At 62.6% G+C, this 24,998-nt stretch carries 22 protein-coding genes; 19 read left to right on the forward strand and 3 right to left on the reverse strand.

Going from position 1 to position 24,998, the window contains the following annotated elements; translation table 11 throughout:
* The first annotated feature begins 71 nt into the window (after positions 1-71).
* From adhP to LDZ26_RS22880, 3 genes are all read left to right on the forward strand, one after another.
* Entirely contained in the window at positions 72-1,097 is a 1,026-nt protein-coding gene (gene adhP, locus LDZ26_RS22870; protein ID WP_244851586.1) for an alcohol dehydrogenase AdhP, read from the forward strand.
* Positions 1,098-1,216: 119 nt separating this feature from the next.
* Positions 1,217-3,715 (forward strand): glycogen/starch/alpha-glucan phosphorylase, encoded by a 2,499-nt coding sequence (locus LDZ26_RS22875; RefSeq protein ID WP_244851587.1) that lies wholly within the window; start codon positions 1,217-1,219, stop codon positions 3,713-3,715.
* A gap of 49 nt (positions 3,716-3,764) precedes the next feature.
* Positions 3,765-5,798, forward strand: a complete 2,034-nt coding sequence (locus LDZ26_RS22880) for a glycogen-debranching protein (RefSeq protein WP_244851799.1) — start codon at positions 3,765-3,767, stop codon at positions 5,796-5,798.
* A 128-nt stretch (positions 5,799-5,926) separates the two neighbouring features.
* Here LDZ26_RS22880 and LDZ26_RS22885 read toward each other — a convergent pair whose 3' ends face one another.
* Positions 5,927-6,409: a ProQ/FinO family protein gene (locus tag LDZ26_RS22885; RefSeq protein ID WP_244851588.1), complete on the reverse strand. Its 483-nt coding sequence runs from the start codon at positions 6,407-6,409 to the stop codon at positions 5,927-5,929.
* A 369-nt stretch (positions 6,410-6,778) separates the two neighbouring features.
* On the reverse strand, positions 6,779-7,180 hold the full coding sequence (locus LDZ26_RS22890; RefSeq protein WP_244851589.1) for a heme-binding protein: 402 nt from the start codon (positions 7,178-7,180) through the stop codon (positions 6,779-6,781).
* Between the two features lie 126 nt (positions 7,181-7,306).
* Here LDZ26_RS22890 and LDZ26_RS22895 point away from each other — a divergent pair, with 126 nt between their 5' ends.
* Positions 7,307-8,017, forward strand: coding sequence for an MFS transporter (locus LDZ26_RS22895; RefSeq protein WP_244851590.1), 711 nt, complete (start codon positions 7,307-7,309; stop codon positions 8,015-8,017).
* The gene (locus LDZ26_RS22900; RefSeq protein ID WP_244851591.1) at positions 8,014-8,157 is read left to right on the forward strand and encodes a hypothetical protein; all 144 of its coding nucleotides are present in this window, start codon (positions 8,014-8,016) and stop codon (positions 8,155-8,157) included. The genes LDZ26_RS22895 and LDZ26_RS22900 overlap by 4 nt, the downstream gene beginning before the upstream one ends.
* A 181-nt stretch (positions 8,158-8,338) precedes the next feature.
* Here LDZ26_RS22900 and LDZ26_RS22905 read toward each other — a convergent pair whose 3' ends face one another.
* On the reverse strand, positions 8,339-9,052 hold the full coding sequence (locus LDZ26_RS22905) for a TetR/AcrR family transcriptional regulator (protein WP_244851592.1): 714 nt from the start codon (positions 9,050-9,052) through the stop codon (positions 8,339-8,341).
* A gap of 378 nt (positions 9,053-9,430) precedes the next feature.
* On the opposite strand from LDZ26_RS22905, the gene LDZ26_RS22910 reads away from it, so the two are divergent.
* The 14 genes from LDZ26_RS22910 (at position 9,431) to LDZ26_RS22975 (ending at position 24,996) form a co-directional block, all read left to right on the forward strand.
* Positions 9,431-10,711 carry a Zn-dependent hydrolase gene (locus LDZ26_RS22910; RefSeq protein ID WP_244851593.1) on the forward strand — a complete coding sequence of 427 codons (1,281 nt, stop codon included), beginning with the start codon at positions 9,431-9,433 and terminating at the stop codon, positions 10,709-10,711.
* Positions 10,712-10,797: 86 nt separating this feature from the next.
* On the forward strand, positions 10,798-12,132 hold the full coding sequence (locus tag LDZ26_RS22915; RefSeq protein WP_244851594.1) for an NAD(P)-dependent oxidoreductase: 1,335 nt from the start codon (positions 10,798-10,800) through the stop codon (positions 12,130-12,132).
* A gap of 20 nt (positions 12,133-12,152) precedes the next feature.
* On the forward strand, positions 12,153-13,439 hold the full coding sequence (gene preA / locus LDZ26_RS22920) for an NAD-dependent dihydropyrimidine dehydrogenase subunit PreA (protein ID WP_244851595.1): 1,287 nt from the start codon (positions 12,153-12,155) through the stop codon (positions 13,437-13,439).
* A gap of 89 nt (positions 13,440-13,528) precedes the next feature.
* Positions 13,529-15,016: an NCS1 family nucleobase:cation symporter-1 gene (locus LDZ26_RS22925; protein ID WP_244851596.1), complete on the forward strand. Its 1,488-nt coding sequence runs from the start codon at positions 13,529-13,531 to the stop codon at positions 15,014-15,016.
* A 20-nt stretch (positions 15,017-15,036) separates the two neighbouring features.
* A complete protein-coding gene (gene hydA, locus LDZ26_RS22930; protein ID WP_244851597.1) occupies positions 15,037-16,500 on the forward strand; it encodes a dihydropyrimidinase in 1,464 nt (487 codons plus the stop codon).
* An 886-nt stretch (positions 16,501-17,386) separates the two neighbouring features.
* Positions 17,387-17,710 (forward strand): hypothetical protein, encoded by a 324-nt coding sequence (locus tag LDZ26_RS22935; RefSeq protein WP_244851598.1) that lies wholly within the window; start codon positions 17,387-17,389, stop codon positions 17,708-17,710.
* A gap of 356 nt (positions 17,711-18,066) precedes the next feature.
* The gene (locus LDZ26_RS22940; protein ID WP_370650773.1) at positions 18,067-18,894 is read left to right on the forward strand and encodes a transporter substrate-binding domain-containing protein; all 828 of its coding nucleotides are present in this window, start codon (positions 18,067-18,069) and stop codon (positions 18,892-18,894) included.
* Between the two features lie 10 nt (positions 18,895-18,904).
* Positions 18,905-19,552 carry an amino acid ABC transporter permease gene (locus LDZ26_RS22945; RefSeq protein WP_244851599.1) on the forward strand — a complete coding sequence of 216 codons (648 nt, stop codon included), beginning with the start codon at positions 18,905-18,907 and terminating at the stop codon, positions 19,550-19,552.
* Positions 19,553-19,580: 28 nt separating this feature from the next.
* Positions 19,581-20,243 (forward strand): amino acid ABC transporter permease, encoded by a 663-nt coding sequence (locus LDZ26_RS22950; protein WP_244851600.1) that lies wholly within the window; start codon positions 19,581-19,583, stop codon positions 20,241-20,243.
* 16 nt (positions 20,244-20,259) lie between these two features.
* Entirely contained in the window at positions 20,260-21,102 is an 843-nt protein-coding gene (locus LDZ26_RS22955; RefSeq protein WP_244851601.1) for an amino acid ABC transporter ATP-binding protein, read from the forward strand.
* A 125-nt stretch (positions 21,103-21,227) separates the two neighbouring features.
* Positions 21,228-21,959 (forward strand): class II aldolase and adducin N-terminal domain-containing protein, encoded by a 732-nt coding sequence (locus tag LDZ26_RS22960; RefSeq protein ID WP_244851602.1) that lies wholly within the window; start codon positions 21,228-21,230, stop codon positions 21,957-21,959.
* A 394-nt stretch (positions 21,960-22,353) separates the two neighbouring features.
* The gene (locus tag LDZ26_RS22965; protein WP_244851603.1) at positions 22,354-23,217 is read left to right on the forward strand and encodes an ABC transporter ATP-binding protein; all 864 of its coding nucleotides are present in this window, start codon (positions 22,354-22,356) and stop codon (positions 23,215-23,217) included.
* On the forward strand, positions 23,210-24,022 hold the full coding sequence (locus tag LDZ26_RS22970; RefSeq protein WP_244851604.1) for an ABC transporter permease: 813 nt from the start codon (positions 23,210-23,212) through the stop codon (positions 24,020-24,022). The genes LDZ26_RS22965 and LDZ26_RS22970 overlap by 8 nt, the downstream gene beginning before the upstream one ends.
* A complete protein-coding gene (locus tag LDZ26_RS22975) occupies positions 24,019-24,996 on the forward strand; it encodes an ABC transporter substrate-binding protein (protein WP_244851605.1) in 978 nt (325 codons plus the stop codon). Before LDZ26_RS22970 ends, LDZ26_RS22975 begins: the two co-directional genes overlap by 4 nt.
* The last annotated feature ends 2 nt before the right edge of the window (positions 24,997-24,998 follow it).

Genomic DNA, 24,998 nt, shown 5'->3' on the forward strand with positions numbered 1-24,998 from the left:
GCCGCGCATACTGACCGCTCATTCGGTGCCTCGTCGCACGAGTCGCCTCACACCGTCCAGGGGAGTGGTTCATGAGCAGGTCGATGAAAGCTGCTGTCGTTCACGCGTTCGGCGAACCTTTGTGCATCGAAGAAGTGCCGGTTCCGACGCCGGGCCGCAACGAGATACTCGTCAAGATCGCCGCGTCCGGTGTCTGTCATACGGATATTCACGCAGCCGAAGGCGACTGGCCCGTGAAGCCCGCGCTGCCGTTCATTCCGGGTCATGAAGGCGTCGGTTACGTCGCCGCCGCCGGAGCGGACGTCACGCACGTGAAGGAAGGCGACCGCGTCGGCGTGCCGTGGCTTTATACAGCGTGCGGTTATTGCGAGCATTGCCTCTCCGGCTGGGAAACGCTTTGCCATGCGCAGAAGAACACGGGCTACTCGGTCAACGGCGGCTATGCCGAATACGTGCTCGCCGATCCAAACTATGTCGGCCATCTGCCGAAGCAAGTCGCCTTCGATCAGATCGCGCCGATCCTGTGCGCGGGCGTGACCGTCTACAAGGGGATTCGCGTGACGGACACGCGGCCCGGACAATGGCTCGCCATTTCCGGCATCGGCGGGCTCGGGCACGTGGCGGTGCAATACGCCATCGCGATGGGACTGCATGTGGTCGCGGTGGATGTCGAACCGGGCAAGCTCGCCCTCGCGCGCGATCTCGGGGCGAAGCTGGCAATCGATGCATCCGTCGACGATCCCGCCGCCGTCATCCAGAAGGAGATCGGCGGGGTGCATGGCGTGCTGGTCACGGCCGTGTCGCGCGGCGCGTTCGCGCAGGCGCTCGGCATGGTGCGCCGGGGCGGCACGGTCTCGCTGAACGGCCTGCCGCCGGGCGACTTTCCGCTGCCCATCTTCTCGACTGTGCTGAACGGCATCACGGTGCGCGGCTCTATCGTCGGCACGCGGCGCGACCTTCAGGAAGCACTCGACTTCGCCGCCGAAGGCAAGGTGCGCGCGCACATTCGTCGAGAGCGGCTGGAGAACATCAATTCCGTCATCGCCGATCTGAAAAGCGGGAAGGTGGACGGCCGCGTCGTGCTCACGCTGGAGTGAATGCCGCGAACTGCGCGTGTCCACGAACGGCACGGGCATATGCGACGCGCGGGGAAAGGCCGTGAAGTCCGCGTCTCTTCACATGTCCTTTCGACGATATGCAAGGCGAGGAGGCGATGATGAACAATGCTCCCGTGGCAGATGTAGCCTGCCGCATCCGGACGGCAGCGAGTGACGTTGCCGGCTCTCCCCTGCTGCATGACGTCGTCAGGAATCTGATCTGCCGGCAAGCGCGCTATCCCGACATTGCCACCGCGCAAGACTGGTATATGGCGCTTGCCTTCAGCGTCAGGGACCGGATGCTGGCGCGCTGGGCCGCGTCGACGAAGATCTATGCCGCAAGAGACGTGAAGATAGCCTGTTACCTGTCGGCGGAATTCCTCATCGGTCCGCAGCTCGGTAATAACCTGCTGAGTCTGGGCATGCAGGACGAAGCGCGAGAGGCGATGACTTCGCTCGGCCAGAACCTCGATGCGCTGCTCGCCATCGAGGAGGAGCCTGGGCTCGGCAATGGTGGACTAGGCCGGCTGGCCGCGTGTTACATGGATTCTCTTTCGACGCTGGAGGTACCGGCGCTCGGGTACGGCATCCGCTATGAATTCGGCATCTTCGATCAGGAGATACGGGGAGGCTGGCAAGTCGAGGTCACCGACAAGTGGCTACAGAACGGCAACCCATGGGAGATCGTGCGACCGGACGTGTGTCACTACGTCGGCTTTGGCGGATACACCACGCAGCGGACCGACGACGAGGGCCGTCTGCGCGTCACCTGGATACCGGCGCGGCAAGTGAAAGGCGTTGCGTGCGATTTCCCGGTGCAAGGCTATCGCGTAGGCACCTGCAATCTGCTGCGCTTGTGGAAGAGCGAGGCCGTGGAGTCATTCGATTTCGAAGACTTCAATGCAGGCCAATATTACGAGGCGGTGCAGGAAAAGGTCTTGTCCGAAACCATATCGAAGGTACTGTATCCGAACGACGAGCCCGAAATAGGCAAGCGCCTTCGGCTCGCCCAGCAGTACTTCTTCGTGTCCTGTTCGCTGCAGAACATGCTGTGGCTGATGGAATACAAGGGCACGTCCATCGAGCATTTCCCCGATCTGTTCGCCGCGCAACTCAACGATACGCACCCGTCCATCGCGGTGGCCGAGTTGATGCGTCTGCTGCTGGACGTGCACGGGCTCGCGTGGGATATGGCGTGGGACATCACACAGCGAACCTTCGCCTATACGAACCATACCTTGTTGCCTGAAGCACTGGAAACGTGGGGCTTACCGCTTTTTCAGAGCATGCTGCCGCGTGCGCTCGAAATCATTTATGAAATAAATAGCCGCTTCCTGAGCGATGTGCGCCGCGCCTTTCCGGGCGACGAAGCGCGCGTTGTGCGGATGTCGCTGATCGACGAAACCGGCGAGAAGAAAGTGCGCATGGCGCATCTCGCGACGGTCGGCAGCCATGCGGTCAACGGCGTCGCCGCGCTGCATTTCGAACTGTTGAAACAGACCGTGATGCGCGACTTCGCCGACATGTTCCCGGAGCGTTTCCTCAACGTGACCAACGGCGTGACTCCCCGCCGGTTTCTGCTGCTGAGCAATCCCGGTCTCGCGCGTCTTCTGGATACGACCATCGGCGACGGATGGACCACGGATCTGTCGAGACTTCACGCACTCGCGGCGCTCGCCGACGATGCGGAATTCCATGGCGCATGGCGTTTGATACGGCGCATGAATAAAGGCGCGCTGGCCGACCGCATCCGGGACGTAACAGGCATCGTGGTCGATCCCGACGCGCTCTTCGACATACAGGTCAAGCGGATACACGAATACAAGCGCCAGCATCTGAATGCGCTCTACATCGTCAGCTTGTACCGCCGGTTATGCGCGAACCCGGATCTTGCCTGCGCGCCGCGCTGCTTCGTTTTCGGAGGCAAGGCCGCGCCGGGCTACGCAATGGCCAAACTCATTATCCGGTTGATTACGGGCATTGCGGAGGTGGTGAACAACGATGCCGCCATCAGGGACCGGTTGAAAGTGGTGTTTTATCCCGACTTCAACGTGAAGAACGGCCAGTGGATTTATCCGGCAGCCGACCTGTCGGAGCAGATATCCACGGCGGGGAAAGAAGCGTCGGGCACCGGCAACATGAAGTTCATGATGAACGGAGCGGTGACGATCGGCACGCTCGACGGGGCCAACGTGGAGATTCGCGAAGAGGCGGGCGCGGACAACTTCTTCCTTTTCGGGCTGACCGCCCAGCAGGTCGAGGAGACAAAGCGCGCAGGTTATCGTCCTGCGGAATACGTGGAGTCGAACGACGAGTTGCGCGACGCACTGGACCAGATCGCGCAAGGGCGCTTCTCGGGCGGCGATACGAATGTGTTTCGGCCGCTGATCGACAACCTCATGCAGTCCGATCCTTTCCTCGTGCTGGCCGACTTCGCGGATTACGCTGCCTGCCAGGAGCGCGTGAGCGACGCATGGCGCGACGTGAGGCAATGGACGCGCATGTCGATCATGAACACGGCGCAGTCGGGCAAGTTCTCATCGGACCGGGCGATCCGCGAATACTGCGAGCGCATCTGGAATACTGCGGCAGTGAGAGTCGACCTTGCTCAAGGCTAACATCGAAAGCGCACGCCGCTACCGCGTGCAGCCGGGTTCGCGTTTTCCCATGGGCGCGACCGTCTCGCCGGGCGGCGTCAACTTCTGCGTGTTCTGCCGCCATGCGACGGGCATGGAACTGCGTCTTTACGCATCGACGGACAGCGTCGAGCCGTTTCAGATCATCCCGCTCGTCCGCGAGGAAAACAGAACGTTCTACTTCTGGCATGTCTTCGTCGAAGACCTTCCGGTTCACTGTTGCTATACGTGGCGTGCCCACGGTCCGCACGGCATGCCGCAGATGGACGACGAAGCCGCCAGCCGCAAGGAACTGCTCGATCCGAACGCGCGCGCGGTGACCGAGCGCTTCTGGGACCGGCAACAGGCGAGCGAAGCGCAAGGACCGTCTAACGCATGCATCAGGGCCATCGTCACGGAGCCGCTGGAGACGACCTACGACAATGACGTCCGCACGCTCGACGACGCCGTCATCTACGAGTTGCACGTAGCCGGTTTTACGCGGCATCCGTCGAGCAATGTCCGCAATCCCGGCACCTTCGATGCGCTGATCGAGAAGATCCCTTATTTGAAGGAGCTTGGTGTCACCCACGTCGAGCTGCTTCCCGTGATGGCCTTCGACGAGCAGGACGTCCCGCGCACCGCGGCTGCGAGAGGACTCACCAACTATTGGGGTTACAGCACGCACAGCTTCCATAGTCCGCACTCGGGCTACTGCGTGGAACCGGCTCGGGCGCCGCAGGAATTTCGCGCGCTCATCGACGCCATGCACGCGGCGGGCATTCGCGTATTGCTGGACGTGGTGTTCAATCACACGGCGGAGGCGGGCGTAACGGGGCCGGTGATCAACTTCAAGGTGCTCGCCAACGAGATCTTCTATCACGTCGATCCCACCGATGCCGGGCGTTACCGCGATTACACGGGCTGCGGCAACACGATCAATTGCAATCACCCGCTGGTATCCGCCTTCATCTTGCGATGCCTCGAGTACTGGGTGCGCGACCTCGGCGTGGATGGTTTCCGGTTCGATCTCGCGAGCGTCTTCACGCGCGGCGAGGGCGGCGCGCTGCTGAGCAACCCGCCGTTGCCTTGGGCGATCGAATCGTCGGAAGTGCTCTCGCGTGTGCCTTTGATTGCCGAAGCGTGGGACGCCGCGGGTCTTTATCACGTCGGCGCTTTTCCCGGCATGGCGTGGGCCGAGTGGAACGGACGCTACCGTGACGTGATACGACGCTTCGTGCGCGGCGATCCGGGCCTCGTCGGGCAAGTATGCACATGCATGGCGGGAAGCGCGGACCTCTATGAGGCTGATGGGCGGCTGCCTGCCAGCAGCATCAACTTCGTGACGTGTCACGACGGCTTCACCCTGCTCGACCTGGTGAGCTATGACACCAAGCACAACGAGGCGAACGGCGAGGACAACCGCGACGGCACGAACGACAACTTGTCGTGGAACTGCGGCGCAGAAGGCGAGACGCAAGATCGCTCGATCATGCGTCTGCGTCTCTCGCAGGCGCGCAACTTCATGGCGATCCTGCTGTTGAGTCAGGGCGTACCCATGATTCTCGCAGGCGACGAAAGGCTGCGTACCCAGCGCGGCAACAACAACGCGTTCTGCCAGAACAACGAGCTTTCATGGATGGACTGGCGCATGTCCAGCGACGCGCTCGCCATGGCGCGCTTCGTTCGGGAAATGATCGCGCTGCGCAAACGTCACGCGAGCCTGCGCCGTCGTCGTTTCCTTACGGGCCGGCCCGCGAAGGGCGGCTCTGAACCGGACGTCGCCTGGCACGGCGAGCGGCTCGGCGAGCCGCCGTGGCATGACCCTGGTGCGCGCCTCGTCGCGTTCACGCTCGCGGGTCAATCAGCGGAAGAAGCCATGCTGCATATCGTGCTGAACATGAATGACGATGCGCGTATCGTCGCGCTTCCTGGCCTTGGCAGCGGAAGCTGGCACCGCATTGTCGATACGTGGGCCGAATCACCGTTGGACATTGAGCCGGACAAGGAGTTAGCGCGGATTGAGCGTGACACATGCCGCGTCGAACGCCGGAGTGTGGTCGTCCTTGAATCGGGCGCAGACTGAGATTGCCCAGGTTCTTGAGGAAGCGCTGGATTGCTTGCCTCGATTGCTTGCCTCAAGCCGGGCGCGCACGGCCGTTCAAATTCGCGTGGCCTTGCCTTTGCGGATGCATTGAATCCGGGAAGCCGGCCTCAAGCGCCCGGAGTTTCGGAACTCGGAGCCGGCGGGGTGGGGCGTGCCGACCTTCTCGCCTGCAACTGGCGCGCGCGACCCGCGTCTGCGGAAGATACTTGCCCGGTCGGCTGACCCGCCAGGTCCACTCTCGGCGCGCCTTCGACAAGGCTGCTCCAGTACCGATTCCCACGACACCAGACCTTGATTGCGTCCTTCAGCTCCTGCTCGGAAAGAGAAAGGTCCGCTTTCTCAGCGAGAAGATCCTTGAGGATGCCTACCTTTAGCGGCACCTTGGGGGCGGGGTTTTTCGGAAAGGCGTTCGGAAAACGCTTTTGCAGCTTCCCGATGGTGTACACGACGTCGTCGACCGGCGCACCGGCGGTCTTGCGCGGCGCCCGGTCCGCCTGCGTAGCCTGCTTCTTGGGAGGCTTCTGCGTGCGGGTACTTTTTGCCTGTTGCGCGAGCTGCTGTTTCAAAGCGGCGAGTTGTTCAAAGCCCATGTGCGTATACCTGAGATATAAGGGCCGATTTTAACAGTCGCTGGAGACACCTGCGTTTTCGTTGCCCCGCACGCTTTCCCCGCCTAGCAACCGTCGTTGTAATTTCTTCGATCCTTGCGGCGCTCAATTCGCCGCCGATTCTTCAATTCAACGGCGCGCGGGCCGAGTTCTCGGCACTCAACTAAGCGCCTTCGCGTGGCTGACCGCAGCCAGTGTTTCAGGTATGACGATTGCAACTATAGGCTGTCTCCTCCGCGTCCTTCCCCTCTCTCTCGGACGTGGATCTCGGCCCGCCCGTCCCCCCGCGCGGGCCTTTTTTCGTCGTGATCTTGGCCGAATAAACGATAAAGCGCTTCTGCACCCGACGATCTACGCGAGCGCGGCGGCACCGGCTTTCGCGACGCACGAGTCTTCGGCCGGCTTCATCCCGGAGACGCCGATTGCGCCGACGACATGACCTTGCGATAACAGGGGAACGCCGCCCTCCAAAGCTGTCACGATAGGGGCGGTCGTAAAGGCGGTGCGTCCGCCGTTGACCATGTCTTCGTACGCCTTGGATTCGCGGCGGCCCAAGGCTGCAGTGCGCGCCTTGCCTATCGAAATCTCGGCGCCAATCGGTGCGCAACCGTCGAGACGCAACAGGCCGAGCAAGTGTCCGCCGTCGTCGACCACTGCGATGGCGACGGGCCAGTTTTGCCTGTCTGCCTCGGCCCGCGCAGCGGAGAGAACGGTGGTCACGTCGTCGATGGACATCACGGGTTTCGTCTGCATTTCATTATCTCGTCGTGGAAAGTTGGATACCGCATCGTCGAGCATACCTCTTACCCGGCGGCATGTTGAATCGGGGGTTCCAGGCGTCAGAGGGGCGCAGCGTCGCGAGCGAGAGGCGCCGAACTCATGCGCGTCTTCTTTCCAGGCATCGTGCTGTATCTGACGTACTGGTTCCCGGCGGCGCGGCGCTCGCGCATGAACGCCATGTTCATGATTATGGCGACGTTCCGGGACGTAAGCGGCTGGTCGAACTGGCAGTGGCTCTTCTTGCTCGAAGCGATCCCGTCCGCGGTACTCGGCATCGTCACGCCGGCCTGCCTGCCGAACGACATCCGGGCGGCGAAGTGGCTCACCGAAGACGAAAAGCGCGTGCTGGAAGCGCACATTCAGCGCGACGATGCAGGCAAGACCCACGGCCCGCTCGCTGGCGTCCGCGCCGACCTGCGCATCTGGAAGATGGCTCCGATCTGCTTCTGCTGCATGGTGGGACTCTATGGCATCAGCTTCTGCTTGCCGACTCTCGTGAAAGCGACGGGCGCAGAAAGCGCGCTCGAAGTCGGGATGCTGACGGCCGTTCCCTACGCGTGCGCGGTGGCGAGCATGTTCTTCGTCGCGCGCAGTTCGGACCGCACGGGCGAGCGTCGCTGGCACTTCGCCATTCCTGCGGCGCTTGCGGGAATCGGGCTCTTCGTCAGCACGCAGATGACGGGCAATGTTCCCGTCGCGATGCTCGCGCTCACCGTCGGGACCGCCGGCATGCTCGCGACCATGCCGGTGTTTTGGACCATCCCAGCGCCATTCTCGCGGGCGGATCGGCAGCGGCAGCCATCGGCATGATCAGCTCCATCGGCAATCTGGCCGGCTTCGCGAGCGCGTCGATCATCGGCTGGCTGAAGGACGTCACGCATAGCACGAACGCCGGCATCTACTGCGTATCGGGCGCGCTTATTTTCGGGGCCGTGCTCGCCCTCCTGTAAACGGGCCGCGCGATAAAGCGCTTCCCGGCGAGTCGCTGGGTGAGCGTTGACCATCGGTACGATGCAGCGCCGCGCTTCAGCCACGCCCAGCAGAAAGCGCATGACACAGAACATGGTCGGCGTCTTCATCCGGTGCAAGCGGTTGAACGAACAACCGCTTTCGAGCGACCACCGTGTCACATCAAGCGTGCACTGTTCGCGATGCTCCCACGGCCCGCGGCGACACTGCCCCACACGCGCGAATGACGAGCCTCACGACTTCTTCGGTCTGTTCGTCGAAGGCTTTTTGCGTCAGCGCCCGCTTGCCTTTCAGCGCGCGAATCTGCGCATCGAAGTCGGCGTAATGCTGGGTGATCGCCCAGATCATGAACATGAACGTATCGGCTTCGACCGGCGCGAGCAGGCCGCGCGCAATCCAGCTTTCGATGACCGTCACGCGCGTATCGAGCCACGGCTTCACGCGCTCGCTGAGGATGTCCTGCATGTGGTGCGCGCCGTGAATGATTTCGCTCGCCCACACCTTCGAGCCGAGCGGCCGTCTTCTCGACAACTCCATTTTCGCGCGCACATAACCGCCTATCGCTTCCACCGGGTCGTCGCTGCACTCGAAGGTATCCGCCGCGCGATGCCAGTCCTCGAATATGTCTTCCAGCACGCGGCGATAGAGCGCGAGCTTCGTCGGGAAGTAGTAATGCAGATTGGCCTTCGGCAATCCGGCGCGCTCGGCGATCATCGCCGTGCTCGCGCCTTCTAATCCTTTCTCGGCGAAGACCGCCTCCGCACACGCAAGCAGATGCACTTCGTTGCTTTCGCGAATCTGCGCGCGGCGTCGCCGCAAGGGTGGCGCCGCGTCTTCGTTTCCGGTGATGCCGTTCGTGGCTTCGTCGTGTCTCATCGTCGCACTCTGGTGCCGTCTGTGCCGCATCGTGCCTGAATCGCGCCGTTCGTGCACGCCGCGCTGCATCGCGTCGAAAGCATGGGCAAACCTCGCATGCAGCGATGCTGCGACGCAATGGCATGGTTATCGCTTTTACCGTCTCCGTGTTTGCCCGCACACGAAATACGTTGATTTGCTTATTTTAATCGGCTAAAACCTGTCCAACCGGACAGGATTCGAGGAGCGCGTCGGTCATTGGCGAAGCGCGCTCTTTGCATGATCCATCGTAGAACGAAGAGTCGTGCACCGCGCGGGTGCGATCACGCACTGCAAGCGCTCGACGCGCACGAACCGAGGTCACTCACATACGAAGTCCCATCGCAAGGAGCGAGGCGCATGAACGTCCTAACGGATGCAGTCACAGAGGCCGGTCTCGATACGTCCATCCGCGTGAACGGCGCGCGGTTGTGGGAAAGCCTGATGACGATGGCCAAGATCGGCGCGACGCCGAAGGGCGGCGTCTGCCGCCTCGCGCTCACCGATCTCGATCGCGAGGGTCGCGATCTCATCGTCAGTTGGGCGAAGGCGGAGGGCTGCACGGTGCACGTCGATCAGATGGGCAACGTGTTCATGCGACGGGCGGGCCGCAATCTCGATGCATTGCCGGTCGTGACCGGCTCGCATGCTGACTCCCAGCCTACGGGCGGCCGTTTCGACGGCATCTACGGCGTGCTCGGCGGGCTGGAAGTGATCCGCACGTTGAACGATCGCGGCATCGAGACCGAGCATCCGATCGAAGTGGTCATCTGGACCAACGAAGAGGGCTCGCGTTTCGCGCCCGCGATGGTCGCGTCCGGCGTGTTCGCGGGCGTTTTCTCGCTGGATTACGGGCTTTCGCGCAAGGACGTCGACGGCAAGACCATCGGCGAGGAACTCAGGCGTATCGGCTATGCGGGCGATGTTCCGTGCGGCGGCCGCAAGCTGCATGCGGCATTCGAGCTGCATATCGAACAGGGGCCGATCCTCGAAGCCGAAGACAAGACGATCGGCGTCGTCACCGATGCGCAAGGCCAGCGCTGGTACGAAATCACGCTGACGGGACAGGAAGCGCACGCCGGCCCAACGCCGATGCCGCGCCGCAAGGACGCGCTGCTCGGCGCCTCGCGCGTGGTCGATCTCGTCAACCGCATCGGTCTCGACCATGCGCCGCTCGCGTGCGCGACGGTCGGCATGATGCAGGTACATCCGAACTCGCGCAACGTGATTCCCGGCCGCGTGTTCTTCACCGTCGATTTCCGTCATCCCGACGATGCCGTGCTCGCGCGCATGGATGCCGCCTTGCGCGAAGGCGTCGCGCGCATTGCCGGCGAGATCGGCTTGCAAACCGAGCTCGAACAGATCTTCTACTACGAACCAGTCAAGTTCGATGCGGCCTGCGTGGCATCGGTGCGCGCGGCAGCGCAACGCTTCGGCTACTCGCACCGCGATATGGTCTCGGGCGCGGGCCATGATGCGTGCTATCTCGCGCAGGTGGCGCCTACATCGATGGTGTTCGTGCCGTGCGTCGACGGCATCAGTCATAACGAAATAGAAGACGCCACGCAGGAGTGGATCGAAGCGGGAGCGAACGTGTTGCTGCACGCGATGCTCGAACGCGCGTCCGAACCGGCTCCCTGAGCCGCGCCTTTTCTCGTTGATTATTTCCGGCCGTCCGCTTGCCCTGCGGACGGAAGGCACCGTCACGCCTTCGACAAGGAACGCGCATGACCATGAAGACCATCGGCGATATCGCGAGCCATCGTCAGACGCACGAACATCTCGCGTGCGAATTCTCGGACGTCGCGCCGCTGCTCGACGCGACCGCTGCGGCCGCCGCCGCGAGCCGCTGCCACTACTGCTACGACGCGCCATGCGTGCAAGCGTGTCCGACGCGCATCGACATACCGGGATTTATCCGCAAGATCGGCAACGGCAATCTGAAGGGCGCGGCCACCGACATTCTCTCGGCCAATCCGCTCGGCGGCATGTGCGCGCGCGTGTGTCCAACCGAGATTCTTTGCGAAGGAAGTTGCGTGCGCAATCATCCGGGCGACGAGCCTGTGCAGATCGGCGCGCTGCAACGTCACGCGACCGACTGGGCGATGTCGAATGACGTTGCGTTGTTCAGCCGCGCGCCGGAAACCGAAAGGCGCATTGCGATTGTGGGCGCGGGACCGGCGGGGCTCGCGTGCGCCTATCGACTGGCGCTCGCGGGCCATCGCGCCGTCATCTTCGATGCGCGCAACAAGCCGGGCGGTCTCAACGAGTACGGCATCGCGGCCTACAAGACGGTCGACGACTACGCGCAGCGCGAGATCGAGTGGCTTCATTCGATAGGCGGCATCGAGATCCGCACCGCTCAGGCGCTCGGACGCGACTTCACGCTCGACGAGTTGCGCAAGCAATACGACGCGGTGTTTATCGCGTTGGGCCTCGCAGGCGTGCGCGAACTGGCGCTCGAAGGCGAGTCGCTGAACGGCGTGGTGAACGCCGTCGATTTCATCGAGCAAGTGCGTCAGGCCGATGACCTCGCGAGCGTGCCGGTCGGCCGTCGGGTGCTCGTGATCGGCGGCGGGAACACGGCCGTCGATGCGTGCGTGCAGAGCCGCAAGCTCGGCGCGACGAGCGTGACGATGGCTTACCGGCGCGGCGTCGAGAACATGAGCGCGACATGGGCCGAGCGCGAGTTCGCGCAAAGCAATGGCGTGCACATCGTCACGCATGCGCAGCCCGTGCGTCTGATCGGCGAGAACGGTCAGGTGACAGGCGTCGAGTTCCAGCGCGACGCCGAGCGCTTCGTGATCGAAGCCGACATGGTCCTGAAGGCGATCGGTCAGACGCTCGTGCCTGTGGGCATCGGGCGCGAACTGCTGACGCTCGACGGCGGGCGCATCGTGACCGACGAAAATCGTCAGACGACGCTCGCCAAAGTGTGGGCCGGCGGCGATTGCGCCACCCACGAAGGACTCGATCTCACCGTGCAGGCCGTGCAGGACGGCAAGCTCGCGGCGGCGTCGATCGACGCGTCGTTCGAGCTGACTGCAATCAAAGCCGCCTGATTCGAAGAGGAGACACGAACATGGCCGATCTTCGCTGCAACATCGCCGGCATCTCGTCGCCGAATCCTTTCTGGCTCGCTTCGGCGCCGCCTACCGACAAGGCCTACAACGTCAACCGCGCGTTCGAGGCGGGCTGGGGCGGCGTCGTGTGGAAGACGCTCGGGCTCGATCCGCATGTGGTGAACGTGAGCTCGCGCTACGGCGCCGTGCAATGGAACGGGCAACGCATGGCGGGCCTGAACAACATAGAGTTGATCACCGATCGGCCGCTCGACGTGAATCTTCGCGAGATCGAGCAAGTGAAACGTGACTGGCCTGATCGCGCATTGATCGTTTCATTGATGGTTCCGTGCAACGAGAAAGACTGGAAGTGGATCCTGACGCAAGTGGAGGACACCGGCGCGGATGCAGTCGAACTCAACTTCGGCTGCCCGCACGGCATGAGCGAACGCGGAATGGGCGCAGCCGTGGGACAGGTTCCCGAGTACGTGGAGATGGTGACGCGCTGGGTCAAGGAAGGCACGAGACTGCCGTGCCTCGTCAAGCTGACGCCCAATATCAGCGACATTCGCATGGGCTCGCGCGCCGCGTTCAAGGGCGGCGCGGACGGCGTGTCGCTCATCAACACGATCAACTCGATCGTCGCTGTCGACCTCGACCAGATGGCGCCCATGCCGACCGTCGACGGCAAGGGCACGCACGGCGGCTATTGCGGACCGGCCGTGAAGCCGATCGCGCTCAACATGGTCGCGGAAATCGGGCGCGATCCCGAGACTCCGGATCTGCCGATCTCGGGCATCGGCGGCATTTCGTCGTGGCGCGACGCGGCGGAGTTCATGGTGCTCGGCGCAGGCAGCGTGCAGGTGTGCACGGCGGCGATGCATTATGGCTTTCGCATCGTCACCGATCTGGCCGATGGCCTTTCGAACTGGATGGACGAGAAGGGCTACGCGAGCCTCGACGACATTCGCGGCCGCGCCGTGCAGAACGTCACCGACTGGAAGTACCTCAATCTCAAGTACGACATCAAGGCGCGCATCGATCAGGACAAGTGCATCAAGTGCGGACTGTGCCATATCGCGTGCGAGGACACCTCGCATCAGGCAATCCTGAAGGAGAAGGACGGCAAGCGTCACTTCGAAGTAGTGGATGCGCAATGCGTCGGCTGCAACCTGTGCATGCACGTGTGTCCCGTCGAGCAGTGCATCACGATGGAACGCGTCGATGCCGGCGAATACGCGAACTGGACCACGCACCCGAACAATCCGGCTCGCGAGAACGTCGAGGAGCCCGCGAAAGCGGCCTGAATCACACGCAGCGCTCGTCATTGACCCCCGCCGCGCCACATCGCGCGAAGATGCGATGGTGCGGCGAACACTTAAGCGGAGTGCATCCGATGAATCAGACCGCGCGTAACGTCGAAGCGAGCAGCCTTTACAACGACGATCTGGCGCCGACCGGCCCGGCGCAACGCACGTGGAAGTGGTATCACTTCGCGGCGTTGTGGGTCGGCATGGTGATGAACATCGCGTCGTACATGCTGGCTGCGGGACTCACCGATCAGGGCATGTCGCCGTGGCAGGCCGTGATGACCGTGCTGCTCGGCAACGTGATCGTGCTGGTGCCGATGCTTCTGATCGGCCATGCCGGCGCGAAGCACGGCATTCCGTACGCGGTGCTCGTGCGTTCCTCTTTCGGCACACAGGGCGCGAAGCTGCCGGCGCTCTTGCGCGCGATCGTCGCGTGCGGCTGGTACGGCATTCAGACTTGGCTGGGCGGCAGCGCGATCTATACGCTGCTGAACATCCTCACGGGTAATGCGCTGCACGGCGCGGCGTTGCCGCTGATCGACATCTCCGTCGGGCAACTCGGCTGCTTTCTGTTCTTCTGGGCGCTGCAACTCTACTTCATCTGGCATGGCACCGATTCGATCCGCTGGCTCGAAAGCTGGTCAGCGCCGATCAAGGTGGTGATGTGCGTGGCGCTCGTATGGTGGGCGACCTCGAAGGCGGGCGGCATCGGTTCGATGCTCTCGGCTCCGTCGCAGTTCGTCGCCGGCGGCAAGAAGGAGGGCATGTTCTGGGCGACGTTCTGGCCCGGCCTCACCGCAATGGTCGGCTTCTGGGCGACGCTCGCGCTCAACATTCCCGACTTCACGCGCTTCGCACGCACGCAGCGCGATCAGATGGTCGGGCAATCGATCGGCCTGCCGCTGCCGATGGCGCTGCTGTCCGTCATCTCCGTGGTCGTGACGTCCGCGACGGTGGTGATCTACGGCAAGGCGATCTGGGACCCGATCGATCTCACGAGCCGCATGACGGGCATCGGCGTGGGCGTCGCGCTCGTCATTCTCACGCTCGATACGATGTGCTGCAATCTCGCGGCCAACCTCGTCGGACCCGCTTATGACTTTTCGAGCCTATGGCCGAAGGGCATCTCGTATCGCGCGGGCGGCATGATCACGGCGACCATCGCCATCGTCATGATGCCGTGGAAGATTCTCGCCACCACGCAAGGCTATATCTTCACGTGGCTCGTCGGCTACTCGGCGTTGCTCGGTCCGGTGGCGGGCATCATGATGGTCGATTACTTCTTCATTCGCGGCACGCGGCTCGATCATCGCGAGTTGTTCGAGGAAGACGGCGAGTACTCGTATCACGGCGGCTGGAATATCGCCGCAGTCGTCGCGCTGCTCGTCGGCGTTTTGCCGAATCTGCCTGGGTTCCTGCACACCGCATTCCCCGCTTCCTTTCCCAACGTGCCCGCGTTCTTCAACACGGTCTACACGTATGCGTGGTTCGTCGGCCTCGTGCTGGCGGCGCTCGTGTATGGATCGTGGATGAAACTGCGCGGCAGCCCGCGTGCCGACATGCTGAGTGCTTGAAAATCAACGGAGGACGACACATGCCTATTCTCATTCGCGGCGGCACCGTCATCGACGCGGACCGCACTTATCGCGCCGATGTGCTGTGCGCCGATCCGCAGTCAGGAGGCACGATACTCGCCATCGGCCAGGACCTCGATGTTCCCGCCGACACGCAGATCGTCGATGCAGGCGGCCAGTACGTGATGCCCGGCGGCATCGATCCGCATACGCACATGGAACTGCCGTTCATGGGCACGACCGCCAGCGACGACTTCTACAGCGGCACTGCGGCGGGATTGTCGGGCGGCACGACGAGCATCATCGACTTCGTGATTCCGAGCCCGAAGCAGCCGCTCATGGACGCGTTCAGGGAATGGCGCGGCTGGGCGGAGAAGGCATCGGCGGATTACGGCTTTCATGTGGCCGTGACATGGTGGGATGATTCCGTGCATCGCGACATGGGGCTGCTGGTGCACGAACACGGCGTGTCGAGCTTCAAGCACTTCATGGCCTACAAGAACGCGATCATGGCCGACGACGAAGTGCTGGTGAACAGCTTCACGCGCTCGCTCGAACTGGGCGCGCTGCCTACCGTGCATGCGGAGAATGGCGAACTCGTCTTCCAGTTGCAGAAGCAGTTGCTGGCGAAGGGCTTCAGGGGACCGGAGGCGCATCCGCTCTCGCGTCCGCCCGAAGTGGAGGGCGAGGCGGCCAATCGCGCGATCCGCATTGCACAGGTGCTGGGCGTGCCGCTTTACATCGTGCACGTGTCGGCGAAAGATGCGGTCGATGTGATTGCGAAGGCGCGCAACGACGGCCTGCGTGTGTTCGGCGAAGTGCTGCCGGGCCATCTCGTGATCGATGAATCCGTGTACCGCGATCCAGACTGGACGCGCGCCGCTGCGCACGTGATGAGCCCGCCGTTCCGCACGAGCGAGCATCGCGAGGCGTTGTGGCGCGGGCTGCAATCGGGCCAGTTGCATACCACGGCGACGGATCACTGCGTTTTCTGCGCGTCGCAGAAGGCGATGGGACGCGAAGACTTCACCAAGATTCCGAACGGTTGCGGCGGCGTGGAAGATCGCATGGCCGTGCTGTGGCATCACGGCGTGAACATGGGGCGTCTCACACCGAACGAGTTCGTGCGCGTGACATCGACGAACGCGGCGCAGATTTTCAATCTGTATCCGCGCAAGGGCGCGGTGCAGGTCGGGGCCGACGCGGACCTGGTGGTCTGGGATCCGCAGGCATCGCGCACGATCTCGGTGAAGACGCATCATCAGCAAGTGGACTTCAATGTCTTCGAGGGCATGACGGTGCAGGGCGTGGCGACGCACACGCTCACGCGCGGCGCGCTTGCATGGACCGATGGCGATCTGCGCGCGGTGCGCGGCGCGGGGCAGTATCTGAAGCGTCCGCCGAACGCATCGTATTTCGAAGCCGCGCGCGTGGCGAACAAGTTGAGGGAACCGCGTCCGGTGGAGCGAGCGGGGTCGGCGTGAATCGGGTCGATCGGGAAGCCCGGCGGTCATGTTGCGCGGGGCTTTGTCGCGTGGTCGCGCGCGGCGTTTCGGGCGCCAGCGTCTGTCAATAGCCAGAACACGACATTGCGACATAGACGCTACATGCGGAATGCCACGGCCAAATACAAATGTCCGATGTCTGACTCATTAGAAGTGTCCGATTGAGATATGCGAGCAATCGCAACGCAGCGTTGAAGCAAGGCATCTGAACGGGCAGGGCGCGGAAGCATGGCGCGCTACCGGTTGTGGGCCGCTGCCTCGCTTTTGATCGACTGCACGCGGCGCTTCTGCTGCTGCAGCGCCAACCGGGTCGCCTCGATGTCCTGGTGGGTTAATCTGCGCGGCTTGCTCGTGCCTGGCGCGCAGTTCCATGCGTTTGTCCGGACCCAGCCGAACCCGTTGCGCCTGCCGACACGATCGAGTCAAAGAGAGGCAACTAACGGTCTTTCGCCTTCACATACGCGACTCAGCGGCCTCCTTCTCGTTCGCCGACAACATCTCGGACTTTGCGTATTCCTTAGTCAGAGCTAACAGCCCAGCATCGAAACGAGCTCGATATGCCATCGAGTATGGTTTCTGAAGAGGGTCCAGGAAAGTTCGTGGAGAGCGGTTGCGCTTTCGATTCGGCGCAGCAAGCGCAATGGATGGCCTCGCATTGATTAGCAGAACGTAATTCTCGGTACGCGGGCACATGAGAAGCATGCGACCGAGGTGTCAGTGAGTTCGATGAAGCGGAGTGTTACTCGACTTACGAGTATGAGCTAGATCAATGCGATGCGGTTGGAGCCATGACGCAGAACTTGCGCGCGTTGGCCGTTTGCAAGGAGCATGCGTTTCTGAACTATCAACGCTGTAGAGGATTCTGATGTCCAAATTGCCCCGCGCCACGATCGTGTTTTATAACGAAACCACTCGTCAACTCCAGTTATGCACCGTGCCATTTGCTGAAGTCCGAAGTGCGATTGACCGACAGACAACGCGTGGTTTTGCGATGAACCTGCCGCTTGGTGCGGATGACGAGGATTCCTCGCCCATTACTAACGAAGTCTTGCAGCAAATAGGCGGCATGGCTGTATTGAACCAAGGAATGGCCCATCCTGAATTGCGATCACGATTCCAGTTCGATACACCGGGACCGATGGTAGATTGGGACGCTGCAGATAACAGGAGCGTCTCGGGAAACGACTAGATATTCAACAGAGCCAGGGTCGTGCATGAGCGAATGCAGAGAGGCGTCAGCCACGAGCGGCTTGAAGTCAAATGTTCAGACAATAAGTCTGAGCGACGCTAATTTATATTATGTCAATAACAATCAACGCAGGACCGAACTCTCGAACTGAGCGGACCAATCGTAATCGACGCCGCACTGGTGCAAAGGGTCGCCACACCGGCGCATCATGCACATCGATGACTCACCATCCGCCCGTCGATAGCCAATGCCTTTGCATTACATCGATAAACAATATTTTTCCGAGTTAATCGGCGAGATAACTTATGCCTCGTGGCGCTGCAGGACGGCGCGAAACATCTTCACAGGGCATATCGATGAACGCGATCAAACACTGGAAACGCTATCTCCTCGCAGTCATGTTCGCCGCAGGCAGCGTGTCCGCGCATGCGGACGACCTGCTTTCGCGTGTCAAGAAACAGGGCGAACTTGCCGTCGGCACCGAGATGCAGTTCGCGCCGTTCGACTTCATCGAGAACGGTCAACAGGCGGGCTTCAACAAGGACCTGTTCGCCGCGGTCGGCAAGATCATCGGCGTGAAGGTGCGCTTCATCGATCTGCCGTGGGACAGCGTGTTACCGGGGCTGGACGCGGGCAAGTTCGACATGGTCGCGGGCCCGCTCACCGTCACAAAGGCGCGCATGGAGCGCTACGCCTTCACTTCGCCTATCGCCGATGCCACCGATGCCCTTCTTAAGCGCGCGAACGACGCGAGTATCACGAAGAGCGCGGACATCGCGGGCAAGACCGTCGGCGCGCAGAAGAGCAGCGCACAGAACGCACAACTCAAGACCTATGCAGAGACGCTCAAGCCGGGCGTCACCGTGCGCGAGTACGTCGATAACAATCAGGCCTATGCGGACCTCGCTTCCGGTCGTCTGAACGCGGTCGCCAACTCGCTGACGAACATCGCATACGTCGCGAAGCAACGCCCGAACGTTTTCGCCGTCGTGCAGCCGCCGTTCGGCTCGGCGGTGTACTTCGCGTATTGCATGCGCAAGGACGCCGACAGTCAGTCGCTCAACGCCGCATTCAACGATGCCCTCGCGACGCTCGGCAAGAACGGCGAGCTCGCGAGCCTGCAGAAGAAATGGTTCGGCGTGGCCGTGGATCTGCCCGCCGCGATGCCCACGCCCGCGTACTGAAGCGCGCGACATGTTCAGCATCGAGGCCTTCACCACAGCCCTTGCGCTGCTGCAGCACGCGGCGCTGACGACGCTGGGGGTATCGGCGGCGGGCCTGGTCATCGGCTTCGTCATTGCGCTGGCCGTGTGTGCGGCGAATCTCTCCGCGAAGCACGGGTTGCATGTCGCCGCGGTCGTGTACGTGCGCGTGTTTCGCGGCGTGCCCCTCCTCGTGCAACTGCTGCTCGTGTATTACCTGCTGCCGTTCATCGGCATCAACGCGCCGCCGTTGATCGCGGCCATCAGCGCGGTGTCGTTATGCGCGGCGGCGTATATCGCGGAAATTCTGCGGGGCGGCTTCGCCAGTCTGCCGCCGGGTCAGAACGAAGCGGCGGTCATGCTCGGCCTGTCGCCGTTCGACCGGCTCGTGCGCATCCAGATTCCGCAGGTCGTGCGCTCGACGCTGCCCTCGCTCGTCAACGAAATGGTGCTGCTCATCAAGGCGTCGTCGCTGATTTCGGTGGTGGGTGTCGCTGAAGTCACGCGCACGGCGCAGAACGTCGCCGCCAGCACCTATCAGCCGATGGAAGCATATGCCGCCGCCGGCCTGATCTATTTCTGCATCTGCGGCGGGCTGGCATGGGTCGCGCATTCCGCCGAACGGCGTCTCGCAGCCTGACCGCCACATCGACGACAGGATTCGTTCCGTGCCTCCTTTCGACCTCTCCGCCATCACGCATAACCTGTCGCAGATCGGCGCGGGCTTCGCGACCACGCTGTGGATGTGGCTCGTCAGCGTGCTGCTGGGCGCGATGCTCGGCTTCGTCGTGGCGCTCACGCAGCAACTCGGCGGGCGCTTCGTGCGAGCGTTGCTGCGCGTGTATGTCGAGCTGTTTCGCGGCACGCCGTTTCTCGTGCAACTCTTTTTGCTCTACTACGGCGGCCCGTCATTCGGACTGACGCTCACGCCTGCGATGGCCGGCGTCCTCGCTCTCACCGTGTATGGCGGCGCATACTTCGCCGAAGTGTTTCGCGGCGGCTTCGCGTCGGTGCCGAAGGGGCATCTCGAAGCGGCGGCGTGTCTCGGACTCACGCGCATGCAGGCGGTCTGGCGCATTCAGTTGCCGCAGATGCTGGCGCTGATTCTTCCCGCGCTTTCGAATATGACCATCGTGCTGAGCAAGGAAACGGCCGTGCTGTCGGTCGTGACCGTGCCCGAGCTGACCTTCGTGCTGACGGGTATCGGCTCCGCGACGTTCGCCTATGTTCAAACGCTGCTCGTGCTGTGCGCCTGCTATCTGCTGCTCGTCGAGCTGGCGACCGCGGCGGGTAACTGGGCCGAAAAGCGCATGACGCGCTTTCTCGCCTGAAGGTATCGAGGAATTCATGACGCTCATCATCGCCGAACCCGCGCCTGTTCTCAGCGGCGCAGCCGCCGAGCCGCTCGTCGACGCGAAGGGCTTGTACAAGCGCTTCGCTTCCACCGACATTCTTCGCGGCATCGATCTGACCATCCGCAAGTCCGAAGTCCTGTGCATCATCGGGCCGTCGGGGTCGGGCAAGAGCACGCTGCTGCGCTGTCTCGCCGGGCTCGAAAGCTACGATCATGGCGAGGTGCGTATCGAAGGCCAATTGCTCGGCTATACCGAGCGCGGCGGCAAGCGCGTGCGCGCCACCGCCAGCGAGTTGCAACACACGCGGCGCAATGTCGGCATGGTGTTTCAGCAGTTCAACCTATGGCCGCATATGACCGTGCTCGGCAACGTCATGGAAGCGTTGCAGCGCGTTCGCGGTTTTCCGAAGGCGAAGGCCGCCGCGCAGGCGGGCCGCATGCTGGAGCTGGTCGGTCTGTCGGGCAAGGCGGACGCGTATCCGTCGCGCCTGTCGGGTGGACAGCAGCAGCGCGTCGCGATTGCCCGCGCACTCGCCATGGAGCCGCACATCATGCTGTTCGACGAACCCACATCCGCGCTCGATCCCGAACTCGTCGGCGAAGTGCTGCAGGTGATGAAGCAGCTCGCGCGCGACGGCATGACGATGGCCGTCGTGACGCATGAAATGGGCTTCGCCGCGCAAGTGGCGGATACGGTCGCCTTCATCGATGCAGGCCGTATCACCGTGTCGGGCGCGCCGCGACAGGTGTTTCGCGAGTCGAAGAACCCGCGCCTCACTCAGTTCCTGCAAAACTATCTGGACCGCAACGCGTTCTGGTCGGGCGACGGCGCGTGATGCCGACTGCATCGACACGCGCATCGACACGCGCATCGACACGCATGCATAGGTTCGATGACGCCGACGCTCGCGGCAAACGCCCATCGGGTCGCGCATTTCCTCCCTCTTCACAATACACAGCCATGAACACGAATGAGCGCCAGTTGCGCATCGACCTCGCCGCCGCCTTCCGTTGCTTCGCAAAGCTCGGCATGCATGAAGCGGTCGCCAATCATTTCAGCGCGGCGGTGTCGCCGGACGGACGCAAGTTTCTGATGAACCCGAAGTGGGTTCACTTCTCGCGCATCCGGGCCAGCGATCTGCTGCTCCTCGATGCCGAAGACAGCGAAGATCTCGCGGGCCGCCGCGATGTCGATGCCACCGCGTGGGCGATTCACGGCCAGCTTCACCGGCGCGCGCCGCATATCCGTGTGGCGATGCATCTGCATCCCGTTCATGCGACTGCCATCGCGTGCCTCGCGGACCCGGAGATCAAGCCTATCGAGCAGAACACGGCGCGTTACTACGGCCGCGTCGCGCTCGACAGCGAGTTCGGCGGCATGGCGGATACGGCCGCCGAGGGTGCGCGTCTTCTTGCAGCGCTCGGTGACAAGTCGCGCCTGATGATGGGCAATCACGGCGTCATGGTGACTGCGGCGAGCATCGGCGAGGCGTTCGACGATATGTACACGCTGGAACGCGCGTGCCAGATTCTGTGCATCGCATACGGCACGGGCCAGCCTCTGAAGGTGCTGTCGCCCGAAGTTGCCGAAAGAACCGCGCGCGACTGGGAAGGCATCGTTGACTTTTCCCTCGCGCACTTCGAAGAGATGAAGCGCGTTCTGGACAAGGAGGACCCGTCCTACGCGGACTGACATGAATCGCGCGAGTCGGCGCAGGTGTTCACACTGCCGCATTCGCCGCATTTTGCCTCATTCGCCGGAGGCCGCGCGGCCGATACGCGGCCCGCTCGCGTTAGAGCGACCGAGGCAAATCTCTCTCGATCAAATCTCGTCCCTGCCCTTCCTCGAAATTCGAACGACGTACTGCAGCCATCAGCGTCACGTCGTCTTCTCACTGTCCATACGCCCCGCCTTTCGCTCGCCGCCTTCGTGAAAGCAATTCAAGAAACGTGCACGCGAGCACCGAAGAAGGACACGGACACCCCCACTGCGAAAAAGAATTTTGGCGAGGACAGCTTTCTTTTTTGATTGTGCATTATGCATTGTAGCAAACGCCTAATTCCCGCGAGACCTTGCGAGGATCAACATGAAGACATCGAACTCAGTGGCAGAGAACACATCGCAAGCCCCGCTGCGTGTGCGACAACTCAGTCACGGCTTCAAGACGCCCGATGGCTCGACAGTGACCATCTTCGACAAACTCGACTTCTGCGTGGGTCAGGGGGAGATCGTGTCGATCGTCGGACGAAGCGGCGCCGGCAAAAGCACGCTGTTCAATCTGATCTCGGGGCTGCTCACGCCGCAGTCCGGCGAGATATCGGTCGGTAGGCGTCCGGACGGTGGCCCGGGGCGCATCGCCTATATGTTGCAGAAGGACCTGATGATGCCGTGGCGCACGGTACTGCAAAATGCGCTGCTCGGCATCGAGTTGTATCGCAAGGTTAGGCCCGACGATATCGCGCGTGCGCGGCAGATGCTCGCGCGCTACGGCCTCGGCGCGGTCGCCGATGCGTATCCGCATTCGCTGTCGGGCGGCATGAGGCAACGCGTTGCGCTCACGCGCACGCTCCTCGTCGATCCGACGCTCGTCCTGCTCGACGAGCCCTTCTCCGCTCTCGATTACGAAACGCGCCTCGCACTCGAGGACGACATCATTTCGCTGCGTGCGCAAAGCGGCACGAGCGTCGTGCTCGTGACACACGACATCGAAGAAGCCATCGCAATGAGCGATCGCGTCATTCTGCTGGGCGGACGTCCCGCGCGCATCGAGGATCAGGTTCTGGTCGAACTCACTACGCACGGTCCGCGCAACGCCGTCTCGGCGCGCGAGGCGCCGGAGTTCCGCGGCTATCACGCGCGCGTGTGGAACGGTCTGCGCGGAAACGTCACGTCGCGCGACACGCAAGACCTCGCCCAATCCAACACCCTTGCAGGAGCCATGCATGACTGAAGCCGTTCTGTCCACTGGCGTCGCGCAAAAGAAAGCCGTACGCCGCGTACCGCGCAAGCTCGGCACGACAGGCGCTGTCGTCGGTATCGTTGTCGCGCTCGTCGTCGCCTGGCAGCTCGCCGTCAGCGCCGGCTGGATCAACGGCAAGCTGCTCGGCTCGCCGTCGGGTATCTATGAAGCCGCCGTCATCGGACTGACGCAGGGTACGCTCGTTTCCGATACCTGGGTCACGCTCTATGAGACGCTCGCGGGTCTCGCCATCGGCAGCGGCCTCGGCATTGCGCTCGGCCTGCTGCTATGGTTTCTGCCGGCCGTATCGGGGGTGGCGGAAGGTCTATCAGTGATCCTAAATAGTATTCCGAAGATCGCGCTCGGTCCGCTCATCGTCATCTGGTTCGGCTCCGATGCTTCGTCGAAGATCTGGCTCGCCGGGATTTCGACGTTCGCCGTCGCGATGATCTCGTCCTGCGCCGCCGCGCGCGAAGTCGACAAGGACTTGCTCAACCTCTTTCATTCGTTCAAGGCCAGGCCTTCGATGATCTTCACCAAGCTCATCGTTCCGAGCGCACTGCCGTGGATCTTCTCGACGCTGCGCGTGAACATCGGCTTCGCGCTCATCGGCGCGGTGGTCGGCGAATACATCGCGTCGCAGTCGGGTCTGGGTCACGCGGTTTTCGTCGCAGGCTCGCTTTTCGACCTCAATACCGTCTGGCTCGGCATCATCGTGCTGACCGTGATGGCTTCGGTTCTGAGCTGGATCGTTCAACTCGCGGAAGCGAAAATCATCTCCTGGAAGAAAAAATGAAGAAGACCCACGCTCTGCTCAACGGTATCGCGGCCGCATGTCTGGTCGCATTCGGGATCGGCGCGACCAGCGTCCGGGCCGCCGAACCGGTCGTCATCTATCAGGCGTTTCAGTCCATTCAATATCTGCCGCTCTACGTGGCCATCGACAAGGGCATCTTCGAGAAGAACGGTCTCGCGGTGCAGAAAGTTACCGCTGGCAGCGGCGCGGCGGGCGTCGCGGCGGTGATCGGAGGTCATGCGGACTTTTCGCTGCAAGACCCGATGACCGCCATGCTGGCCAACCTCAAGGGTGCGTCGCTCGTGAACGTGGCCAACGTGGTCGCGGGCGTGCCGGTCTGGGTGATCACGCCGAAGGACTCGAAGGTCAAAGGCGTCGGCGATCTGGCAGGCAAGAGCGTGTCCACCGCGCTTCCGCCCTCGACGAGCACGTATTTGCTGCAACGGCTCATCGCCGAACAGAAGCTGGCCGATGTCAAAATGAACACGGTGCAAATCGGCACCGAACTGGCGCCCGTGACTGCGGGCCGCTCGGAAGCCGCCGCGCTTTACATGCCGCAAGCGGAGACGGGACTCGCGCAGGGTTATCGCATCGTTTATGCGTTTCCCAAGGCGTATCCGGGGGGCTATGCTTTTTCCACCATCGACACGCTCGCCTCGACCGTCAAGACCAAGCCCAAGATGGTGGCCGCGTTCGTGAAGTCCATCGGCGAGGCCGAGGCGCTGATCCAGCAGTCGCACGATACCGCGAAGAGCGTGGCGCGCGCGGAGTTTCCGTCGCTCGATCCCGCGATCGTCGATTCGGCGGTGCAGCGGCTGATCGATCAGAAGATCTATGCGGCCACGCCCGACATTTCCGAGCAGGCGTTCCGCAACGCGCTCGATCTGCAGGAGTCGATCGGCAACATCAAGCCGGGCGCGATCACCTATGCCAACGGCGTGGACAACACGTTCGCCGCCGCCGTGAGCAAGTAGCA

This window comes from Caballeronia sp. SL2Y3 (assembly GCF_022879575.1).
GTDB lineage: Bacteria > Pseudomonadota > Gammaproteobacteria > Burkholderiales > Burkholderiaceae > Caballeronia.